Raw genomic sequence first — 17,239 nt, 5'->3', positions numbered from 1 at the left:
CTATCAGCGACCGGAGGAGATCAGCGATTCATTCGGCCGGCTTTCGCCCGAGCCGGCTGTGATGACCTTGCCATCCTCCATCCGTACGCTGCCCTCGGCCACCAGCTTCAGCGCCAGCGGATAGGCCTGGTGTTCGACGGTGAGCACACGGGCGGCAAGGTCGGCCGGCGTGTCGCTGGCAAGCACCGGGACGGCGGCTTGGACGATCGCCGGGCCCTCGTCCATGCCCTCGGTGACGAAATGCACGGTGCAGCCGGCGATCTTGACCCCTGCCTCGATGGCGCGACGATGGGTGTCGAGGCCGGGAAACAACGGCAGCAGGGAAGGGTGGATATTGAGGATCCGCCCCTCGTAGCGGGAGATGAAGCGTCCCGACAGCAGTCGCATGTAGCCGGCGAGGCAGACGATGTCCGGGCGCTGGCGCTCCAGTTCGGCCAGGATTTCTTCTTCGTGTGCTTCCTTGGAAGGGAAATCCTTGCGCACAAAGACGAAGGTCGGGATGCCGAGTGCCTGCGCCTTTTCCAAGCCGCCCGCGTCCGCCTTGTCCGAGAACACCGCGACGATCTCGGCCGGAAAGCCCTCCGCAGCACAGGCCTTCGCCAGCGTCAGCATGTTCGAGCCGCTGCCGGAGATGAAGGCGACGACGCGCTTGCGGGGGGAGCCTGAAATCATAGGGCGAGCGTGCCCTTGTAGATCGTGCCGGGCGCACCGTCCTGCCGGGCGACCATCCGCCCGAGCGTGAACACGCTCTCGCCTTCCGCCGCAAGAACCGCGCTCACCTTCTCGACGTCGCCGGGCGCAACGACGGCGATCATGCCGACGCCGCAGTTGAAGGTGCGCAGCATCTCGTTGGCGGCGACGCCGCCGGTCTTCGACAGCCAGGAGAACACCGCCGGCGCCTTCACCGCGCCGAGATCGATCTCGGCGGCGAGGTGCTTCGGCAGCACGCGCGGAATGTTTTCCGGGAAGCCGCCGCCGGTGATGTGGGCAAGCGCCTTGATTGCGCCGGTCTCGCGGATCGCCTTCAAGAGCGGCTTCACATAGATTTTCGTCGGCGTCATCAGCGCCTCGGCCAGCGTCTGGCCGGCTGCGAAGGGGGCAGCAGCATCCCAGGCAAGGCCGGACAGCGCCACGATCTTGCGCACGAGCGAATAGCCGTTGGAGTGGACGCCGGAGGAGGAAAGCCCGAGGATCACGTCACCCTCGGTGATGTCGCCAGCCGGCAGCAGCTTGCCGCGCTCGGCAGCGCCCACCGCGAAGCCGGCGAGGTCGTAGTCGCCGCCGGCGTACATGCCCGGCATTTCCGCCGTTTCGCCGCCGATCAGCGCGCAACCGGCCTGCCGGCAGCCCTCGGCGATGCCGCCGACGATCGCCGCCCCCTGGTCGGGGTCGAGCTTGCCGGTGGCGAAGTAGTCGAGGAAGAACAGCGGCTCGGCGCCCTGCACCACGAGGTCGTTGACGCACATGGCGACGAGGTCGATGCCGACGGTGTCGTGCTTGTCCGCGTCGATCGCGATCTTCAGCTTGGTGCCGACGCCGTCATTGGCGGCGACCAGGACCGGATCGGTGAAGCCGGCGGCCTTCAGGTCGAACAGGCCGCCAAAGCCGCCGATCTCGCCGTCGGCGCCGGGCCGCCGCGTCGAGCGGACGGCCGGCTTGATCTTCTCGACCAGCAGGTTGCCCGCGTCGATGTCGACGCCCGCATCGCTATAGGTCAGGCCGTTTTTCCCAGACTGGCTCATGCTCGGATCTCCGCTGGTGATGTTTGCGCCCGATTGGCACGTCGGGGGCGGAAGTGCAAGCGCAATGCCCGCATCGGCCGGGCCTTTTTCACGTTTTTGCCGGCGACCGTTCGCCGTTCTCGCCCTGGGGCTTTAATTCGCTTGTCATCGGCTCCACATTGCGTTGCAAATCGGGTGGGAAAGGATTTTTGGCAGGCGATGACGATACCGAACATGATCACGGTTGCACGGCTTCTGGCCGTTCCGGTCTTTGCCTGGTCGCTGCTGGAGGGATTGCTGCAAACCGCCTTTTTCATCTTCCTTGCGGCCGGGGTGTCGGACGCGATCGACGGCTACCTGGCGCGGCGCTGGAACCAGCATTCCGCCTTCGGCGCCTGGCTCGATCCGATCGCCGACAAGCTGCTGATGGCCAGCGCCTACGGCCTGCTCGGCTTTCTCGGCTTTCTGCCGGCGTGGCTGGTGCTGCTCGTGGTCGGCCGCGACGTTCTCATCGTTGTCGCGGTCGGGGTCGCGCGCCTCCAGGGCAAGGCGCTGGAGATAAAGCCGATCCTGGTTTCAAAGGCGAATACGGCTGCACAGGTGTTTCTCGTCGTGCTCGTGCTTGCCGACCTGGCTTTTGCCTTTGCGGCCGATGATGTCGTCTGGGCGGTGATCGTTGCAACCGCCACCTTGACCATTCTCTCGGGCGCGGCCTATTTCAACATATGGATGCGCCACATGCGGGGAGTCACGGCAACTTGAAGGGGCACGAGATCGAACAGCAAAGACCAACCGCGACGCACGTCAGTGGCGCCGGGCTGAAGCGGCAAGTGGTCTTCTGGCTGCTTGCCCTTGTAGGTCTCGTCCTGTTCCTGCTGGTGTTCAGTTCGATCCTGCTGCCGTTCGTCGCCGGGATGGCGCTCGCCTATTTCCTCGATCCCGTCGCCGACCGGCTGGAACGTCTCGGGCTCAGCCGCACGATGGCGACCGTCGTCATCCTGGTCGCCTTCCTCATCCTGTTCTCGCTGTCGCTGATGATCGTCATTCCGCTGCTGGCGACACAGGCCTCCGATCTGCTTTCCAAGTTGCCGGGCTATCTGGCGCAATTGCAGTCGCTGGTGACCAGCTTCGACCCGGACATCCTGCCGCCCTGGATCTCAAGCCAGATGGGCACGATCAAGCAGGGTTTTGCCGGCGTTCTCGCTGAAGGCGCGGGACTTCTCGGAACGATCTTCAAACAGATCTGGAACTCCGGACTCGCGCTTGTCGACATCGCGTCGCTTCTGATCGTGACGCCGGTCGTTGCCTTCTACCTGCTGCTGGACTGGGACCGGATGATCGCCAAGGTGGACAGTTGGGTTCCGCGCCAGCACGTGGAAAGCGTGCGCCAGATCGCCGACGAGATGAACACGGCAATTGCCGGCTTCGTCCGCGGCCAGGGCTCGATCTGCATCATCCTCGGGCTCTTCTACGGTATCGGGCTGACGGCCGTCGGCCTCAACTTCGGCCTCTTGATCGGGCTGTTCGCCGGCATGATCAGCTTTGTGCCCTATGTCGGCTCGATGGTCGGGCTGGTGCTTTCGGTCGGCGTCGCCGTCGTCCAGTTCTGGCCGGAATATCTGTGGATCGGCGCCGTTGTCGCCATCTTTTTCTCCGGCCAGTTCATCGAGGGCAACATCCTGCAGCCGAAACTGGTCGGCAAGCAGGTCGGGTTGCACCCGGTCTGGCTGATGTTCGCGCTGTTTGCCTTCGGTGCGCTGTTCGGCTTCGTCGGCCTGCTCGTCGCCGTGCCGGCCGCCGCGGCGGTCGGCGTGCTTGTTCGCTTCGGCCTGCGGCGCTACCTTGACAGCGACCTCTATCACGGTCAGGGCAATCCGCCTGTCGCCAAGAAAAAAGAGACGGCTTCGAAAACGAAGCCGTGACCGAGTATCGCATGAAATCGCCGAAGGCCACCGAGCAATTGCCGCTTACGTTTCAGCACGTTCCTGCCTCCGGGCGGGACGACCTGCTGATCTCGGATCCGTTGAGTGCGGCGGTAACCGTCGTGGACGCCTGGCCGAACTGGCCGTCGCCGGTCGTTATCCTGGCCGGCCCGGTTGGATCGGGCAAGTCGCATCTGGCGACGATCTGGCGCGAGAAGGCTGGGGCGGTCGAGATCCACCCGGTCAAGGGCGCCGGTGCAGAGGAGGCGGCAGCCGCCGGCCCCCTGCTCTTTGAGGACGTCGACAGGCGCGGTTTCGACGATCAGGCGCTGTTCCACGTCATCAACAATGTCCGCCAGCACGGCCACACGCTGCTGATGACGACGAGGCTCTGGCCGATGTCCTGGCCGGTCGAACTGCCCGACCTGCGGTCGCGGCTGAAGGCGGCGACGGTGGTCGAGATCGGCGAGCCGGATGACGAGCTGCTGTCGCAGGTCATCGTCAAGCTCTTTGCCGATCGCCAGCTCTTTGTCGATGATCGCCTTGTCTCCTACATGGTGGCGCGTATGGAGCGCTCGCTGGACGCGGCCCAGACGCTGGTCGAGCGCCTCGACCGCCTGGCGCTTGCGCGCGGCAGCCGCATCACCCGGGCGATGGCCCAGGAAGTGCTCGGCGATATGGCCGAGGGAGACGGCGACGGGCTTGGGGATTGACTGTCACAGAACCGTCGTCAAACTGCTCTAAGAGCCTGAAACAAAAACAAAGGGGCGGTGATGGATATGGACGGAATATCGACGACTGTGGAAAGCACGGAGCAGCCGGCGAGCGAGAACGTGGCACCCGTCTCGGACCTGATGACCAGCCCCGAGCGCTTCGTGAACCGGGAGTTTTCCTGGCTGCAGTTCAATCGCCGCGTCCTCGAGGAGACCCTCAACACGGCCCATCCGCTGCTCGAGCGCGTCCGTTTCCTGTCGATATCGGCTGCCAATCTCGACGAGTTCTTCATGGTGCGCGTCGCCGGCCTCGAGGGCCAGGTGCGGGCGGGAATCGCCATGCGCAGCCCGGATGGCAAGACGTCTGCCGAGCAACTCGACGACATCCTCCAGGAAATCGACAACCTGCAGATGGAGCAGCAGGCGTCGCTCGCGGTGCTTCAGCAGTACCTTGCCAAGGAAGACATCGTCGTCGTCCGGCCGGCTGCCCTGAAGGCCGAAGACCGCGCCTGGCTGGCCCAGGAGTTCGAGCAGTCGATCTTCCCGGTGCTGACACCGCTGTCCATCGATCCGGCCCATCCGTTTCCCTTCATCCCCAATCTCGGCTTTTCGATGGGGCTGCAACTGACCAGCAAGCTCGATGGACACCCGATGACGGGGCTGCTGCGCCTGCCGCCGGCGCTCGATCGTTTCATCCGTTTGCCCGATCATAAGGGCGTGATCCGTTACACCACGCTCGAGGATGCCGTAAGCCTGTTCATTGACAGGCTTTTTCCAGGCTACTCGGTGCAGGGAACCGGCACGTTCCGCATCATCCGCGACAGCGACATCGAGGTCGAGGAAGAGGCTGAGGACCTGGTGCGCTTCTTCGAGACCGCTCTGAAGCGCCGCCGCCGCGGGTCGGTGATCCGCATCGAAACCGATTCCGACATGCCCGCGTCGCTCCGCCAGTTCGTCGTGAACGAACTCGGCGTGCCGGAAAACCGGGTGGCGGTCCTGCCCGGACTTCTTGCGCTCAACACGCTGAGCGAGATCACCAAGGCGCCGCGCGACGACCTGCGCTTCGAGCCCTACAATGCCCGCTTCCCTGAGCGTGTCCGCGAGCACGCCGGCGATTGCTTCGCCGCCATCCGGGAAAAGGACATGGTCGTCCATCACCCCTACGAATCCTTCGACGTGGTCGTGCAGTTCCTTCTCCAGGCTGCGCGCGATCCGGAGGTCGTGGCAATCAAGCAGACGCTCTACCGCACCTCGAACGACAGCCCGATCGTGCGCGCGCTGATCGACGCGGCGGAAGCCGGAAAGTCGGTCACCGCCCTGGTCGAACTCAAGGCACGCTTCGACGAGGAGGCGAACATCCGCTGGGCGCGCGATCTGGAGCGCGCGGGCGTGCAGGTCGTCTTCGGCTTTATCGAGTTGAAGACGCACGCAAAAATGTCGCTTGTTGTCCGTCGCGAGGAAGGCAAGCTGCGCAGCTACTGCCATCTCGGCACGGGCAACTACCACCCGGTCACGGCAAAGATCTATACCGACCTTTCCTTCTTCACCTGCAACGCCTCGATCGCCCACGACATGGCGAACATTTTCAACTTCATCACCGGTTATGGCCAGCCCGAGGCCGATATGGAGATCGCCGTTTCGCCGCATACGCTGCGTCCGCGCATGCTCCACCACATCGAGCAGGAGATCGCACACGCCGGGACCGGCCGGCCGGCGGCAATCTGGATGAAGATGAACTCGCTGGTGGACCCGGAGATCATCGATGCGCTCTATCGCGCCAGCCAGGCGGGGGTGGAGATCGATCTGGTGGTGCGCGGCATCTGCTGCCTGCGCCCGCAGGTGCCGGGCCTGTCGGACAACATCCGCGTCAAGTCCATCGTCGGCCGCTTCCTCGAACATTCCCGCATCTTCTGTTTCGGCAACGGTCACGGGCTTCCCTCGGAGAATGCGCTCGTCTATATAGGCTCCGCGGATTTGATGCCGCGTAACCTGGACCGGCGGGTCGAGACGCTGGTTCCCCTGACCAACCGCACTGTGCATGAACAGGTTCTATCGCAGATCATGCTGGGAAATCTGATCGACAACCAGCAAAGCTATGAGATCCTGCCGGACGGCACTTCGCGGCGCATGCAGGTGCCGCAGGGAACCGAGCCGTTCAATGCGCAGCACTATTTCATGACGAACCCGAGCCTTTCCGGCCGGGGCGGCGCCTTGAAGTCGAGCGCTCCGAAAGCGATCGCCGGCTGGAAGAGCCAGCGCAAACGGTGACATTGGGCTTGCATGGTTGAATCGGAAGCGCAGGGGCGCCTGCCGGGAATTGCCCCGGTATCGGTCGTGGATATTGGGTCGAACTCCATTCGTCTCGTGATCTACGAGGGGATGAACCGCGCGCCGTCGATCCTCTTCAACGAAAAGGTCATGTGCGGCCTCGGCAGGGGGCTGGCAAAGACCGGCCGCATGGACGAGGCGAGTGTCGAACGCGCGCTCGGCGCCCTCCACCGCTTCAAGGCGTTGTCCCGCCAGGCCCGCGCCACGCGCATGTATGCGCTGGCGACCGCGGCCGCGCGCGAGGCCGAGAACGGGCCGGAATTCATCGAGCGCGCCGAGGCCATCCTCGAACACAAGGTGCGGGTGCTGTCCGGCGACGAGGAAGCCTATTTCTCCGCGCTGGGGATCATCAGCGGCTTCCACGATCCCGACGGTATCGTCGCCGACCTCGGCGGCGGATCGCTGGAACTGGTCGACGTCACCGGAGAGGCGATCGGCACGGGGATGACGCTGCCGCTTGGCGGCATTCGCCTGTCCGAGGCGGCGGCGGGGTCGGTCGCACAGGCGCGGATCGTCGCGCGCCGGTTCCTCAAGACCGCCGGGCTGCTCAAGCGCGGCACGGGGCGAACCTTCTACGCCGTCGGTGGAACCTGGCGATCGCTCGCCAAGCTGCACATGGAAATAAACAACTATCCCCTGCACATGATGCAGGGCTATGAGATCTCCTTCGACGAGGCGATGGACTTTTTGACCTATGTCGTCACGACGAAGGACACGAAGGACCCCGCCTATGCGGCGATCTCCAAGAGCCGCCGCACGCTTCTGCCCTTCGGCGCCGTCGCCATGCAGGAGGCCATCGCGCTGATGCGGCCGGCCAAGGTCTCGTTCTCCGCTCAAGGGGTGCGCGAAGGCTATCTCTACTCGCTGCTGCCGGAGGGCGAGAAGATGTGCGATCCGCTGCTCACCGCGGCCGATCAACTCGCGATCCTGCGCGCCCGCTCGCCCGAGCACGCACGCGAGCTTGTCCAATGGACCGGCCGCATGATGCCCCACTTCGGCATCGAGGAGAGCCGGGAGGAGGGGCGGTATCGCCAGGCTGCCTGCCTGCTTGCCGACATCAGCTGGCGGGCGCATCCGGATTATCGCGGCCTGCAGGCCCTCAACATCATCTCGCACGGCACCTTTACCGGCATCACCCATCCCGGCCGCGCCTATATTGCGCTCGCCAACTACTATCGCTTCGAGGGCCTCAACGACGACGGCGCGTCGAGCCCGCTCGCCGCGATCGCCACCCCGAGAATGCTGATGCTGGCGAAGCTGCTCGGCGGGTTGCTGCGCGTCGCCTACCTGTTTTCCGCCTCGATGCCGGGGGTCGTGCGCAACCTGACCATCCGCCGTTCGGAAACACCGGACCTCGACCTTGAGTTCGTCGTCCCCGCCGAATATTCCGATTTCGCCGGCGAGCGCCTGGATGGGCGCCTGCAACAGCTTTCGAAGCTGACCGGAACGAGAATCGGTTTCCGTTACGACGCCTGAAAATTCTTTGAAAATAACGTCTTAATGAGCGTTTTTATCCATTGGCAGGTGAGTGCGTTAACACCTCGCAGCCTAGATGCGCGCTCGACAGACCCGCTCTGTCGATAGCATGCGCAAGGGGCATTTCACATGGCAAAGATCACACTCGGCAGCCTGGGCAAGAACACCGGCTTCAGCTTCGCTAAGCTGGGCTACACGAACTTCATGGACTTCGACCGCAACACGACGCCGGTATCGACGGGCGTCAAGATCTATCAGAACAGCACGAACTATACCGAGGTCAAAGGAACGAGCCTCAGCTGGGTCATCAAGAACGGTGAAGTCTACGGGATCAAGGCCGGCACGATCACCGGCTTGACGCATGTCGAGGGTGGCAAGACTCTGTTTTCGCTAACGGATCTCAAAATCTCCGGCAAGGCCTTCAGCGATGCGCTCGACGGCACCGTGCAGCAGGGCATCGCGCTGCTCCTGTCCGGCCATGATACGATCAAGGGCACGCAATATGCGGACTCGATTCTTGGCGAAGCCGGCAACGACACGCTGATCGGCGGTGCTGGTGCAGATAAGCTCAATGGCGGCGCGGGCACCGACACGGCGTCCTATGCCGGCTCGGCGAAGGGCGTTGTCGCCAACCTCGCCAAGGCATCCGTAAACACCAACGATGCCAAGGGCGACACCTACGTTTCCATCGAGAACCTGACCGGTTCGAGCTACGCCGACAAGCTGGCCGGCAACAGCGGCGCCAACAAGATCAACGGCGGCAAGGGCAACGACACGCTGACCGGCGGCGGCGGGGCCGATGTCTTCGTGTTTGCCAAGGGTTACGGCAAGGACACGATTACGGATTTCCAGAACAACATCGATGACATCGATCTTCGGTCCTACGACTTTGCCTCGGTCGGTGCGGTGCTGAAAAAGGCGCACCAGGTGGGAGCGGACGTTCACATCAAGCTCAGCAGCACGGACATCATCATCCTCGACGATTTCAAGCTGAAGGATCTCGACGCGCGCGATTTCCTGCTCTGAGCGGTGGAAATCGGAATGTTTCTGTAGATCAGGAGAGGGGGCGGCATCGGCCGCCCCTTTCCCTTTCGCACTGGTCACTTCGCCTTCAGCAGTTCACCGGCCTTGATGTGATAAGGTCCGTCATCGATCGGCCCCCGCGTTCTGCGCGGGAAGCCGAAGCGATGGGGCTGCCGGACGCAGCATTGAACCCGGTCGCCGCGAACCTTTGCCGTCAGGCGATGATGTCGAAGTCCGTCGCGGTCATCGCCAGCCCTTTGGTCAGGGTCGCAAACTGAACTGCGGCCGCGCTGCCGGTTCCGTCTGCGTCGTAGAACAGCTTTCCCGTCGTCTTGTCGTAGATAATCCGGTCGCTGGCATCATGAGCCTTGGCACCGATGTAGAACGCCGCCGGCGCCAGGTCTCCGACCTTACCGATCTTGGTGAATACGTCGTCATCGAGCCAGATCGTGTCATCCTTGACATTAAAGTCCCTGATGGTGTCGATGTTGCTGGAGGTGGGTTTCGTGTTGAAGACGAACGTATCCTGGCCGGTCCCGCCGATCAGCACGTCCTTGCCCAGCCCGCCGTAGAGCTTGTCATTCCCGCCGCTGCCGGTGAGCTCGTTCGCAGCGCTGTTGCCTTTGAGCGTGTCGCCCTTCTCTGTGCCGACGATGTTTTCGATGTTGGCAAGTTTGTCCTTGTTTCCGAAACCGTCTGTGCCGACACCGGCGTTGAGATCGACCGAGACGCCCTTGCTGCCGTCGTGCTGGGCGTCGCGGTCATAGCGGATGGTGTCGATCCCACCACGCCCGTCGACGATATCGTTGCCGCCGAGCGGCCGGAATTCGTCCGCGCGCGCCGAGCCGTACATCTTGTCGACGAACTGGGTTCCCTTGATGCGCTCGATGTTGACAAAGGTTTCCTTGTAACCCCAAGGGTCGATCGCCGTGCCTTTGGCCATGTCGACGGTCACGCCCTTGGCGCCGTTTGCGTCATTATAAGCGTCTTCGAAATCGAGCTGGTCGATGCTGCCGGCACTGGTGCCGCCATCATAGGTATCGGCGCCGCGCCCGCCCATGAGGTTGTCAGCTCCGGCGCCGCCGAAGAGCTTGTCATTGCCACCGTACGACCAGAGCTCGTCCTTTCCGTCAGTTCCGTGAAGGGTATCGGCACCGCGCAGGATGACTTTCGCGGTGTGCACGGTGCTTCCGACGTTGACCGCCGCGCGGAACTCGCTGCCTGCCAGCTTGAGGCCGGTAACCGTCTGAACAACCGAACCACCGGCGGTATCCAGGAACTGGAGCGATGTTATCGTGCCGCCACTGATCACGCTGCCCGGCTTGACGTAGGTTAGATTGGTGCCGGTAATGACCAAGGTGACACCGTTGTCCATCCGGTACACTGCTTTGGTCGCAGATTGCGAGGTATAGTTCCCGTACGCGAGAAGTTCGTTCAGGGCCGGATTGTAGTCGGTCGCCCAGTGCGCCGGGATATATTGCCCGGGATACTTTCCGTTTGGCATTTTCAGCGTGTAGGTGGCCATGTTGATTTCCCGTCGATCCGATTGCAGAAGCGGAAATAAATCACCAACGGCGAGTTTGTGGATCACCTGTTTGGGTTACGCCGATCATAATAAAAGGGTCAGGCATCGCTGATGCAGGGGAGCGCCTGCCGTGTCTGCCGCGCTCCTCCAAGTCGGAGGCGGCTGTCGCCGCCCCCGGTGCTAACGTTTGTGCTCACTCAGCCTTGAGGAAATCACCGGCCTGGATCAGCACGAACTCGTTGTCGTCGGCCTTGTCGATGAAGCGGCCGGCGGAGAAGGGCAGGTTGTTGTCGTTGCCGACGACGATGTGGGTTTCGTCCACCCGGTCGACGTTCTCGATCGTCAGGAACGGCATGTCGTAGAAGCCGTCGCCGCCTCCCTGGCGTTTCTTGTTGTCCGGATCGGCGACCTTCAGGAGATCGATATAGCCGATCTTGCGCACGGCCTTGCCGACGTTGGCGTCGTTCATCTCGATCTTGTAGACGCGCTTGACCTTTGAGGCGACCGCGAAGCAGTCGGCTTTCGGATCCTTCGGATCGGCGCAGGCCTTGTCAGCGGTGCCGACACCGTTGTCGCGCTCGATCACCAGTGCGGTCGTTGCGTCCAGCATGTTGAAGTCGCCGATCGCCTCGCCGCCCTCTGCGAGCGGATAGAGCCAGCTGCGGCCCGTCCACGCCTTGGTGGCGACGTCGAGCTCGATGATGCGCAGAGCCGGGCGGCCATCTGCCTGTTCGACGGATTCGCTGTCGACCCAGAGCGGGCCTTCCAGCAGGCCGTAGAGCTTTGCGCCGTCCTTCGAAAGCGCCAGACCCTCATAACCGCCGGAGCGCTTCAGGTTGAAGGCCGGCATCTTCTTCGACGGATCGGCCGGCACGGTCAGTGTCGGGTTGTCGGGCGAGGTGACCAGCTTGCCGTCGACTTGCGTGGCGATCACGTCGGCGAGCTTGCCGTCGCGGTCGAATTTCAAAATATACGGGCCGAACTCCTCACCGACCCAGAAACCGTCCTCGACCGGCTGGATGGACTCGACGTCGAAGTCGCCGCCCGTCAGGTAGCGGGTCTGAGAACCTTCCATCACGATCGGGAAGGGCGCCTTTTTGTCCGGATCGGAGAGGAACACCGTCTTGACCGGCTCGACCTTGCCACTATCCCAGTCGAACTTGACGTTGTGGAGCATCAGCATCGCGTCGGTGGAGTTCAGCTTGTTGCCGAAGCCGTTGTCCGACAGCGTCCAGAACGTGCCGTCCTCCATCGCCTTGATGCCGGAAAAACCCTGCATCGGCTGGCCGTCGAAGGGAAGCGACAGGCCGGTCGGGCGCACGCCGTCCTTGCCCGCAACCGTGCCGAGCTGCTCGGCCCGCTTGCGGTCGGCTGTCGTAAACTTGCCCGAAGTCTTCAGGTAGTCGGCCGCATCGGCCGGTGCGGCAATGATCGTGTTGGCGGGCAGGATCGCATGCGCCTTCAGCGTTGCGGGAAACTCGGTATCGGCGGCAAGCGCGGTGCTGGCGAAGAGAAAGCCGAGCGCAGTGCCGGCCAGGAGCGATTTCGTCATGGAAGTCACCTTGTTGTGGAAGGATCGAATACGCTCCCGATAGGCATCACACATGACCGCTGCTTGACGGTTGGCTGAAGCTTTCGTGACGGGAGCCGCTTTGCGGGGAACCGGTGCCAACTGGCGAAGGTCTGGCGAACCGCTGGTCCGGCCCCAAAAATGCTGCGAGGAACGCTCGCTTCTGATAAAATCCACCCGGTCTCAGGGGCATAGAGGGTCGGCTTTCCACAGGAGGGGGCGCATACCGATCCGGCATCACCTGTCCCGGAATTGGAGGCAGCACGAACATGCCTGACACACCCCTTGGTCCGGCCGCCCTCAATCCCGCCGAAGTGTACGATGCGTACTTCGTGCCCGCTCTTTTCGCTCAGTGGGCCCCGATTGTTGCAGCGGAGGCTTCCGTGCGCGCGGGCGATCACGTCCTCGATGTGGCCTGCGGCACCGGCGCGCTCACGCTTGCCGCCGCCTCGATCGTCGGACCGGCCGGATCGGTGGTCGGACTGGACGCGAATCCCGAGATGCTGGCGGTGGCCCGTCGCAACGATCCGCGCATCGAATGGCTGCAGGGCGTGGCCGAGGCCCTGCCGCTGCCGGACGACAGTTTTGACGCCGTCGTCAGCCAGTTCGGCCTGATGTTCTTCGAGGACAGGCCGCGGGCATTGCGCGAGATGATGCGGGTGCTCAAACCCCGCGGAAGGCTGGCGGTTGCCGTCTGCGACAGCGTCGACAACTCGCCGGGTTACGGTGCCTTTGCGCAGTTGCTGGACCGGCTATTCGGCCGGGAGGTTGGAGACGCCTTTCGCGCGCCGTTCGTTCTTGGCGATGCCGGACAGTTGCAGGACATCTGCCGCGAGGCGGGCATTGCCGAGGCAAAGATCACCCGACGCAACGGCAAGGTTCGTTTCAATTCGATCGATGCGCTCGTCTCGACCGAACGCGCCTGCGTGTGGACGCTCGGTGGCGTCCTCTCCGACGAACAGTTCGCCCGGCTCAAGCAGGAGGCGCAGGTGGTGCTACGGCCGTTCGTGCTCGACGGACGGGTCGAGTTCGATATGCCGGCCTTGATCGTTACGGCGCGAAAGGCTTACAAACCTGTCGCCTAGGGCTTCGGCTTAGCCGTTGCCGATGCCGCCCAGCGGTACTGACCCTCCGTCTGCACCGCTCCCGGCCGCACGGCCCGGATGTGCCGGAGCGCAGTGTCCGGTTCCTCGCCGCGTTCGACGAGCAGCCGCAGCGCCACCATGCCGGCGCGCCCATGGCCACCGTGGCAATGGGCCAGCACAGCGCCGCCGCGATCGAGAATCTCATGCAGTTTTGCGGAATACTCAGGCCAGTGTGCTTCCACCGAGCCACTCGGACCTCCAAAGTCGCGGATCGGCAGGTGAAACCAGGCGATCTCCCGTTCGGCAAGCCGTGTGCCAAGATCGCTGCAACCCCGTGCCTCCATCTCGACCCTGTCGGTCATCGATATGACGGCATCCGCGCCCCAGTCGGCGATCGCCTGCAGGTCGGAAGCATATTCGCCCGTACGTCCCGGAATGCGGCTCAAGCCGATGCGACCGCCGTTCGGCAGCTTGACGGTGGCAATCGTGAATTTCTCCGGCGTGTCCATGGGTGCACTCTACGCCGTGATGGCCGGCGCGTCAGCAGTGCCGGCCGTGAATGAAGATGTGCGTCAGATCGCCACCGCCTCGATCCGCTTGTTGACGAAGCGCAGGCCAACCTTGCCGCCGATCAGGTCCAGCGCGACATTGCCGAACAGGTCGCGGCGCCAGCCGTGCATGGCGGGGACGTCGGCGGCCTCGCCTTCGGCGGCGATCTTTTCCAGGTCGTCGCTATTGGCGATGATCTTGGAGGCGACGCCCTGCTTCTCCGAGACGAGCTTCAGCAGCACCTTCAGCATCTCGCTGGCGGCGGCCACGCCCTCGGGCACCTGGCTCTGGCGGGGCAGGCGGGGCAGATCGGCCTTGGGGATCGCCAGCGCCTCCTGGATCACTGCGACGAGGGCGGCGCCCGACTGCGAGCGCTCCCAGCCCTTCGGGATCGTGCGAAGCCGCCCCAGCGCCTCGGCATCGGCGGGCTGCTGCTGGGCGATCTCGTAGATCGTGTCGTCCTTCAAAATGCGCGAACGCGGTACGTTGCGGCCGCGTGCCTCGCGCTCGCGCCATGCGGCAACCTTTTGCAGAACAGCCAGTTCGATCGGTTTCTTCACGCGCAGCTTCAACCGCTTCCAGGCATCATCCGGGTGGATGTCGTAGGTACCGGGGGCCTCCAGTACCGCCATCTCCTCGGCCAGCCAGAGCGAGCGGCCCTCCTGCTCCAGCTTGCCCTTCAGGAGCTGGTAGACGTCGCGCAGGTGGGTGACGTCGGCGAGCGCGTATTCGAGCTGCTTGTCGGTCAAGGGCCGCCGGCTCCAGTCGGTGAAGCGCGACGACTTGTCGATCTGCACGCCCTTCGTCTTCTGCACCAGTTGGTCGTAGGAAACGCTGTCGCCGAAACCGCAGACCATGGCGGCGACCTGGGTGTCGAAGATCGGATGCGGGATCAGCTTGCCGAGATTGTAGACTATCTCGAGGTCCTGGCGCGCCGCATGGAACACCTTGACCACGCTCGTATCGGCCATCAGCGCGAAGAACGGCGCAAGGTCGATGCCCTTGGCCATCGGGTCGACGATCACTTCCGTTTCCGGCCCCGCCAGCTGGATCAGGCACAACACCGGCCAGAAGGTGGTCTCGCGCAGGAACTCGGTGTCGATCGTCAGGTAATCGGATTTGGCAAGCAGCGCGCAGGCGTCGGCAAGGGCTTCGGTAGTTTCGATGATTTGCATCAGTTTGCTCGGTGGAGGCTTCGTTTGACCGGATGGTTTACCTGCTCCACCATTCCGCCACAATCAAAAACTGCGCCGCGGCCGTCAGGTCACGCGCACATAGCTGGTCATCCCTGTCTTCTGGTGCTCGATGATGTGGCAATGGAACACCCAGTCGCCCAGATTGTCGGCGACGAGCGCGAGATCCGCCGTCTCGTCCGGCTGCAAAAGGATCGTGTCGGTCGGGTGCCCGAGAAGTCGCGGCTGGTTCGAGGCGACGGCACGGAAGCTCATCCCGTGCAGGTGGATCGGGTGGGCGTGCGGCGTGCGGTTGGCCATGCGGAAGACATAGCTTTTGCCCAGCTTCATCTCCGCAAGCGGCGCAACGGGATCGGACGCGTCACCCGGCCAGGCGACGCGGTTGATCGCCCAGAAGGTGTAGCCGAGCGAGCCGCAGATGCTGGGTTTCGCCCCATGCTCGGCGGTCGCAGTGAATTCCATCGGAATGATTTCCGCCGCCGTCGTGTCCGCCACGGCGACGGGGTTGGCCGGCAGGGCTGGCACGCTTCTCAAGTCGCGCTTCAGACTGGTTCCGACCGCCCGGAAGGAGGCGACCGTCCACGGCGCGCTGCCCTTCACGTTGCCGAGCGTGACGATCTCACCTTCGTCGTCCGGCATGCGCAGCACGAGGTCCATGCGCTGGCCGGGGCCGACGTCGTGGAGGTCGAGCGGGAAGGGCGCTTCCAGCGGGTTGCCGTCGAGCGCGACCACCATTGCCGTCCCGCCCTCCAGCCCGAACCGGTAGATGCGGGTCACGTCGGTCGCGCAGATGCGGACGCGGACCAGACCGCCCGCCGGTGCGTCATAGATTGGAGCCTCCAACCAGTTCGTGGTGCGGACGGTCCCATAAGTGCCGCCGCGGGCGGCATCGCGCGGCTTGAACTGGTCGATGAACTGCCCGTCGCCGCCGAACCGCCAGTCGCGCAGATTGAGCACGATGTCCGCGTCGAATACCGGATCGTCGGGGTTTTCGACGACGATCACGCCGGTCAGTCCGCGGCCGATCTGCTCCAGCGTGTTGCAATGGGGGTGATACCAGAAGGTGCCGGCATCGGGCGGGGTGAAGCGGTAGTCGAACCGGTCGCCGGGGTAGACATAGGGCTGTGTCAGTTCCGGCACGCCGTCCATGGCGTTGGCGATCCGCAGCCCGTGCCAATGTACCGTCGTCGGCTCCTTGAGCTCGTTGATGAGCCGCACCGCAAATTCCTCACCCTTGCGCATGCGCAGCACCGGCGGAACGCCGTCGCCGGCCGTGCCGAGCCGGTAGGACATCGTGCCCTTCGTCGCTGCCTTTCCCGAAAGTCGTGAGCTCCCCTCATAGGCGATAAGTTCCGTTGGAGCCTCCGCCAGCGCGCGACGTGCCAGCGGCACGGCAAGGCCGGTCCCGTAGGCGGCGGTGACGAGTGCGGAACCCTTGAGAAGCGTGCGGCGGCTGATCGGCATGGGGCATCCAGACAGGAATTAACGTCGTCGCTTGATTAAACCTGATGGCGAAACTCATCAATACGGCAAATCAATCATAAGACCGGAGTGGCGGCAGGGGGCTACGGGTGGATAGCCGCACCATGATCGTGCATGATGCACGCACAGCGCGGACGGCATCCTTCCACCCCAGCATTCTGAGGCAAGAAATCCAATGACCCCATCGGAGCAAATTGACCAGCTGATTGCGGGTCTCACAGACTGGCGCGGCAAAACATTCGCCAGTGTCCGGAAAACCATTCTCGAGGCCGATCCGGAAATCGTCGAGGAGTGGAAGTGGATGGGAAGTCCGGTGTGGTCGCGGGATGGAATGATCGCCGTCGCCGACGCCCACAAGGGGAAGGTGAAGCTGACCTTTGCCTACGGGGCGAGCCTGCCGGATCCGGACAGGCTTTTCAACGCCAGCCTTGACGGTAACGCGCGGCGGGCGATCGACTTTTTCGAGGGCGACGAGATCGACGCGCCGGCGCTGATAAACCTTGTCCGGGCCGCCATTGAACACAATCGAACGAAGTTGAAAAAGAATGCCCCCGCGGCTGCCCGGGCGAAACAGTCAAAGAGCAGCGGGACTTGAGCCATTGCTCCTGCGCTGTGGCTCCTTCCGCGGCATTCCAGCCCAAGGCGCGTAAGG

The 17,239-nt window shown here is 63.7% G+C and carries 15 protein-coding genes; 8 read left to right on the top strand and 7 right to left on the bottom strand.

Annotation, left to right across the window (positions count from 1 at the left end; translation table 11 throughout):
* Nucleotides 1-3: 3 nt before the first annotated feature.
* Both purN and purM read right to left on the bottom strand, forming a co-directional pair.
* Complete coding sequence (purN, locus tag AC1DDS_RS00575; protein ID WP_477477125.1) at nucleotides 4-672, bottom strand: phosphoribosylglycinamide formyltransferase; 669 nt, start codon at nucleotides 670-672, stop codon at nucleotides 4-6.
* Complete coding sequence (gene purM / locus AC1DDS_RS00570) at nucleotides 669-1,742, bottom strand: phosphoribosylformylglycinamidine cyclo-ligase (protein ID WP_477477124.1); 1,074 nt, start codon at nucleotides 1,740-1,742, stop codon at nucleotides 669-671. The genes purN and purM overlap by 4 nt, the downstream gene beginning before the upstream one ends.
* Before the next feature lie 198 nt (nucleotides 1,743-1,940).
* On the opposite strand from purM, the gene AC1DDS_RS00565 reads away from it, so the two are divergent.
* The 6 genes from AC1DDS_RS00565 (at nucleotide 1,941) to AC1DDS_RS00540 (ending at nucleotide 9,186) form a co-directional block, all read left to right on the top strand.
* Nucleotides 1,941-2,483: a CDP-alcohol phosphatidyltransferase family protein gene (locus AC1DDS_RS00565; RefSeq protein ID WP_477477123.1), complete on the top strand. Its 543-nt coding sequence runs from the start codon at nucleotides 1,941-1,943 to the stop codon at nucleotides 2,481-2,483.
* The gene (locus AC1DDS_RS00560) at nucleotides 2,480-3,643 is read left to right on the top strand and encodes an AI-2E family transporter (protein WP_477477122.1); all 1,164 of its coding nucleotides are present in this window, start codon (nucleotides 2,480-2,482) and stop codon (nucleotides 3,641-3,643) included. The genes AC1DDS_RS00565 and AC1DDS_RS00560 overlap by 4 nt, the downstream gene beginning before the upstream one ends.
* Before the next feature lie 11 nt (nucleotides 3,644-3,654).
* Nucleotides 3,655-4,356, top strand: coding sequence for a DnaA regulatory inactivator HdaA (gene hdaA, locus AC1DDS_RS00555; protein ID WP_477477121.1), 702 nt, complete (start codon nucleotides 3,655-3,657; stop codon nucleotides 4,354-4,356).
* Nucleotides 4,357-4,422: 66 nt separating this feature from the next.
* Nucleotides 4,423-6,624, top strand: a complete 2,202-nt coding sequence (locus tag AC1DDS_RS00550) for an RNA degradosome polyphosphate kinase (RefSeq protein WP_477477120.1) — start codon at nucleotides 4,423-4,425, stop codon at nucleotides 6,622-6,624.
* Nucleotides 6,625-6,636: 12 nt separating this feature from the next.
* A complete protein-coding gene (gene ppx, locus AC1DDS_RS00545) occupies nucleotides 6,637-8,160 on the top strand; it encodes an exopolyphosphatase (RefSeq protein WP_477477119.1) in 1,524 nt (507 codons plus the stop codon).
* A 129-nt stretch (nucleotides 8,161-8,289) separates the two neighbouring features.
* Nucleotides 8,290-9,186 (top strand): calcium-binding protein, encoded by an 897-nt coding sequence (locus AC1DDS_RS00540; RefSeq protein ID WP_477477118.1) that lies wholly within the window; start codon nucleotides 8,290-8,292, stop codon nucleotides 9,184-9,186.
* A 211-nt stretch (nucleotides 9,187-9,397) separates the two neighbouring features.
* On the opposite strand, the gene AC1DDS_RS00535 is transcribed toward AC1DDS_RS00540, so the two are convergent.
* Together AC1DDS_RS00535 and AC1DDS_RS00530 are read right to left on the bottom strand one after the other, a co-directional pair.
* Nucleotides 9,398-10,708 carry a calcium-binding protein gene (locus AC1DDS_RS00535; RefSeq protein WP_477477117.1) on the bottom strand — a complete coding sequence of 437 codons (1,311 nt, stop codon included), beginning with the start codon at nucleotides 10,706-10,708 and terminating at the stop codon, nucleotides 9,398-9,400.
* Between the two features lie 193 nt (nucleotides 10,709-10,901).
* Nucleotides 10,902-12,260 (bottom strand): esterase-like activity of phytase family protein, encoded by a 1,359-nt coding sequence (locus AC1DDS_RS00530; RefSeq protein WP_477477116.1) that lies wholly within the window; start codon nucleotides 12,258-12,260, stop codon nucleotides 10,902-10,904.
* A gap of 287 nt (nucleotides 12,261-12,547) precedes the next feature.
* Here AC1DDS_RS00530 and AC1DDS_RS00525 point away from each other — a divergent pair, with 287 nt between their 5' ends.
* Complete coding sequence (locus AC1DDS_RS00525; protein ID WP_477477115.1) at nucleotides 12,548-13,363, top strand: methyltransferase domain-containing protein; 816 nt, start codon at nucleotides 12,548-12,550, stop codon at nucleotides 13,361-13,363.
* Here the strand turns inward: AC1DDS_RS00525 and AC1DDS_RS00520 are convergent.
* The 3 genes from AC1DDS_RS00520 to AC1DDS_RS00510 form a co-directional block, all read right to left on the bottom strand.
* The gene (locus AC1DDS_RS00520) at nucleotides 13,360-13,872 is read right to left on the bottom strand and encodes a phosphatase domain-containing putative toxin (protein ID WP_477477114.1); all 513 of its coding nucleotides are present in this window, start codon (nucleotides 13,870-13,872) and stop codon (nucleotides 13,360-13,362) included. The genes AC1DDS_RS00525 and AC1DDS_RS00520 overlap by 4 nt on opposite strands.
* A gap of 63 nt (nucleotides 13,873-13,935) precedes the next feature.
* Nucleotides 13,936-15,081: a ribonuclease D gene (gene rnd / locus AC1DDS_RS00515; protein ID WP_477477733.1), complete on the bottom strand. Its 1,146-nt coding sequence runs from the start codon at nucleotides 15,079-15,081 to the stop codon at nucleotides 13,936-13,938.
* Between the two features lie 90 nt (nucleotides 15,082-15,171).
* Complete coding sequence (locus tag AC1DDS_RS00510; RefSeq protein ID WP_477477113.1) at nucleotides 15,172-16,569, bottom strand: multicopper oxidase family protein; 1,398 nt, start codon at nucleotides 16,567-16,569, stop codon at nucleotides 15,172-15,174.
* 193 nt (nucleotides 16,570-16,762) lie between these two features.
* Here AC1DDS_RS00510 and AC1DDS_RS00505 point away from each other — a divergent pair, with 193 nt between their 5' ends.
* Nucleotides 16,763-17,182: a DUF1801 domain-containing protein gene (locus AC1DDS_RS00505; RefSeq protein WP_477477112.1), complete on the top strand. Its 420-nt coding sequence runs from the start codon at nucleotides 16,763-16,765 to the stop codon at nucleotides 17,180-17,182.
* Nucleotides 17,183-17,239 lie beyond the last annotated feature (57 nt).

This window comes from Mycoplana sp. 10N416 (assembly GCF_056394765.1).
This window is presented reverse-complemented; position numbering and strand designations above follow the sequence as displayed.

Excerpts from the sequence above, each read along its gene's own strand:
- purM (WP_477477124.1), bottom strand. The coding sequence starts at position 1,742 with ATGAGCCAGTCTGGGAAAAACGGCCTGACCTATAGCGATGCGGGCGTC.
- ppx (WP_477477119.1), top strand. The coding sequence starts at position 6,637 with ATGGTTGAATCGGAAGCGCAGGGGCGCCTGCCGGGAATTGCCCCGGTA.
- AC1DDS_RS00540 (WP_477477118.1), top strand. The coding sequence starts at position 8,290 with ATGGCAAAGATCACACTCGGCAGCCTGGGCAAGAACACCGGCTTCAGC.
- AC1DDS_RS00525 (WP_477477115.1), top strand. The coding sequence starts at position 12,548 with ATGCCTGACACACCCCTTGGTCCGGCCGCCCTCAATCCCGCCGAAGTG.
- AC1DDS_RS00505 (WP_477477112.1), top strand. The coding sequence starts at position 16,763 with ATGACCCCATCGGAGCAAATTGACCAGCTGATTGCGGGTCTCACAGAC.
- AC1DDS_RS00530 (WP_477477116.1), bottom strand. The coding sequence starts at position 12,260 with ATGACGAAATCGCTCCTGGCCGGCACTGCGCTCGGCTTTCTCTTCGCC.
- AC1DDS_RS00565 (WP_477477123.1), top strand. The coding sequence starts at position 1,941 with ATGACGATACCGAACATGATCACGGTTGCACGGCTTCTGGCCGTTCCG.
- purN (WP_477477125.1), bottom strand. The coding sequence starts at position 672 with ATGATTTCAGGCTCCCCCCGCAAGCGCGTCGTCGCCTTCATCTCCGGC.
- hdaA (WP_477477121.1), top strand. The coding sequence starts at position 3,655 with ATGAAATCGCCGAAGGCCACCGAGCAATTGCCGCTTACGTTTCAGCAC.
- AC1DDS_RS00535 (WP_477477117.1), bottom strand. The coding sequence starts at position 10,708 with ATGGCCACCTACACGCTGAAAATGCCAAACGGAAAGTATCCCGGGCAA.
- AC1DDS_RS00510 (WP_477477113.1), bottom strand. The coding sequence starts at position 16,569 with ATGCCGATCAGCCGCCGCACGCTTCTCAAGGGTTCCGCACTCGTCACC.
- AC1DDS_RS00520 (WP_477477114.1), bottom strand. The coding sequence starts at position 13,872 with ATGGACACGCCGGAGAAATTCACGATTGCCACCGTCAAGCTGCCGAAC.
- AC1DDS_RS00550 (WP_477477120.1), top strand. The coding sequence starts at position 4,423 with ATGGACGGAATATCGACGACTGTGGAAAGCACGGAGCAGCCGGCGAGC.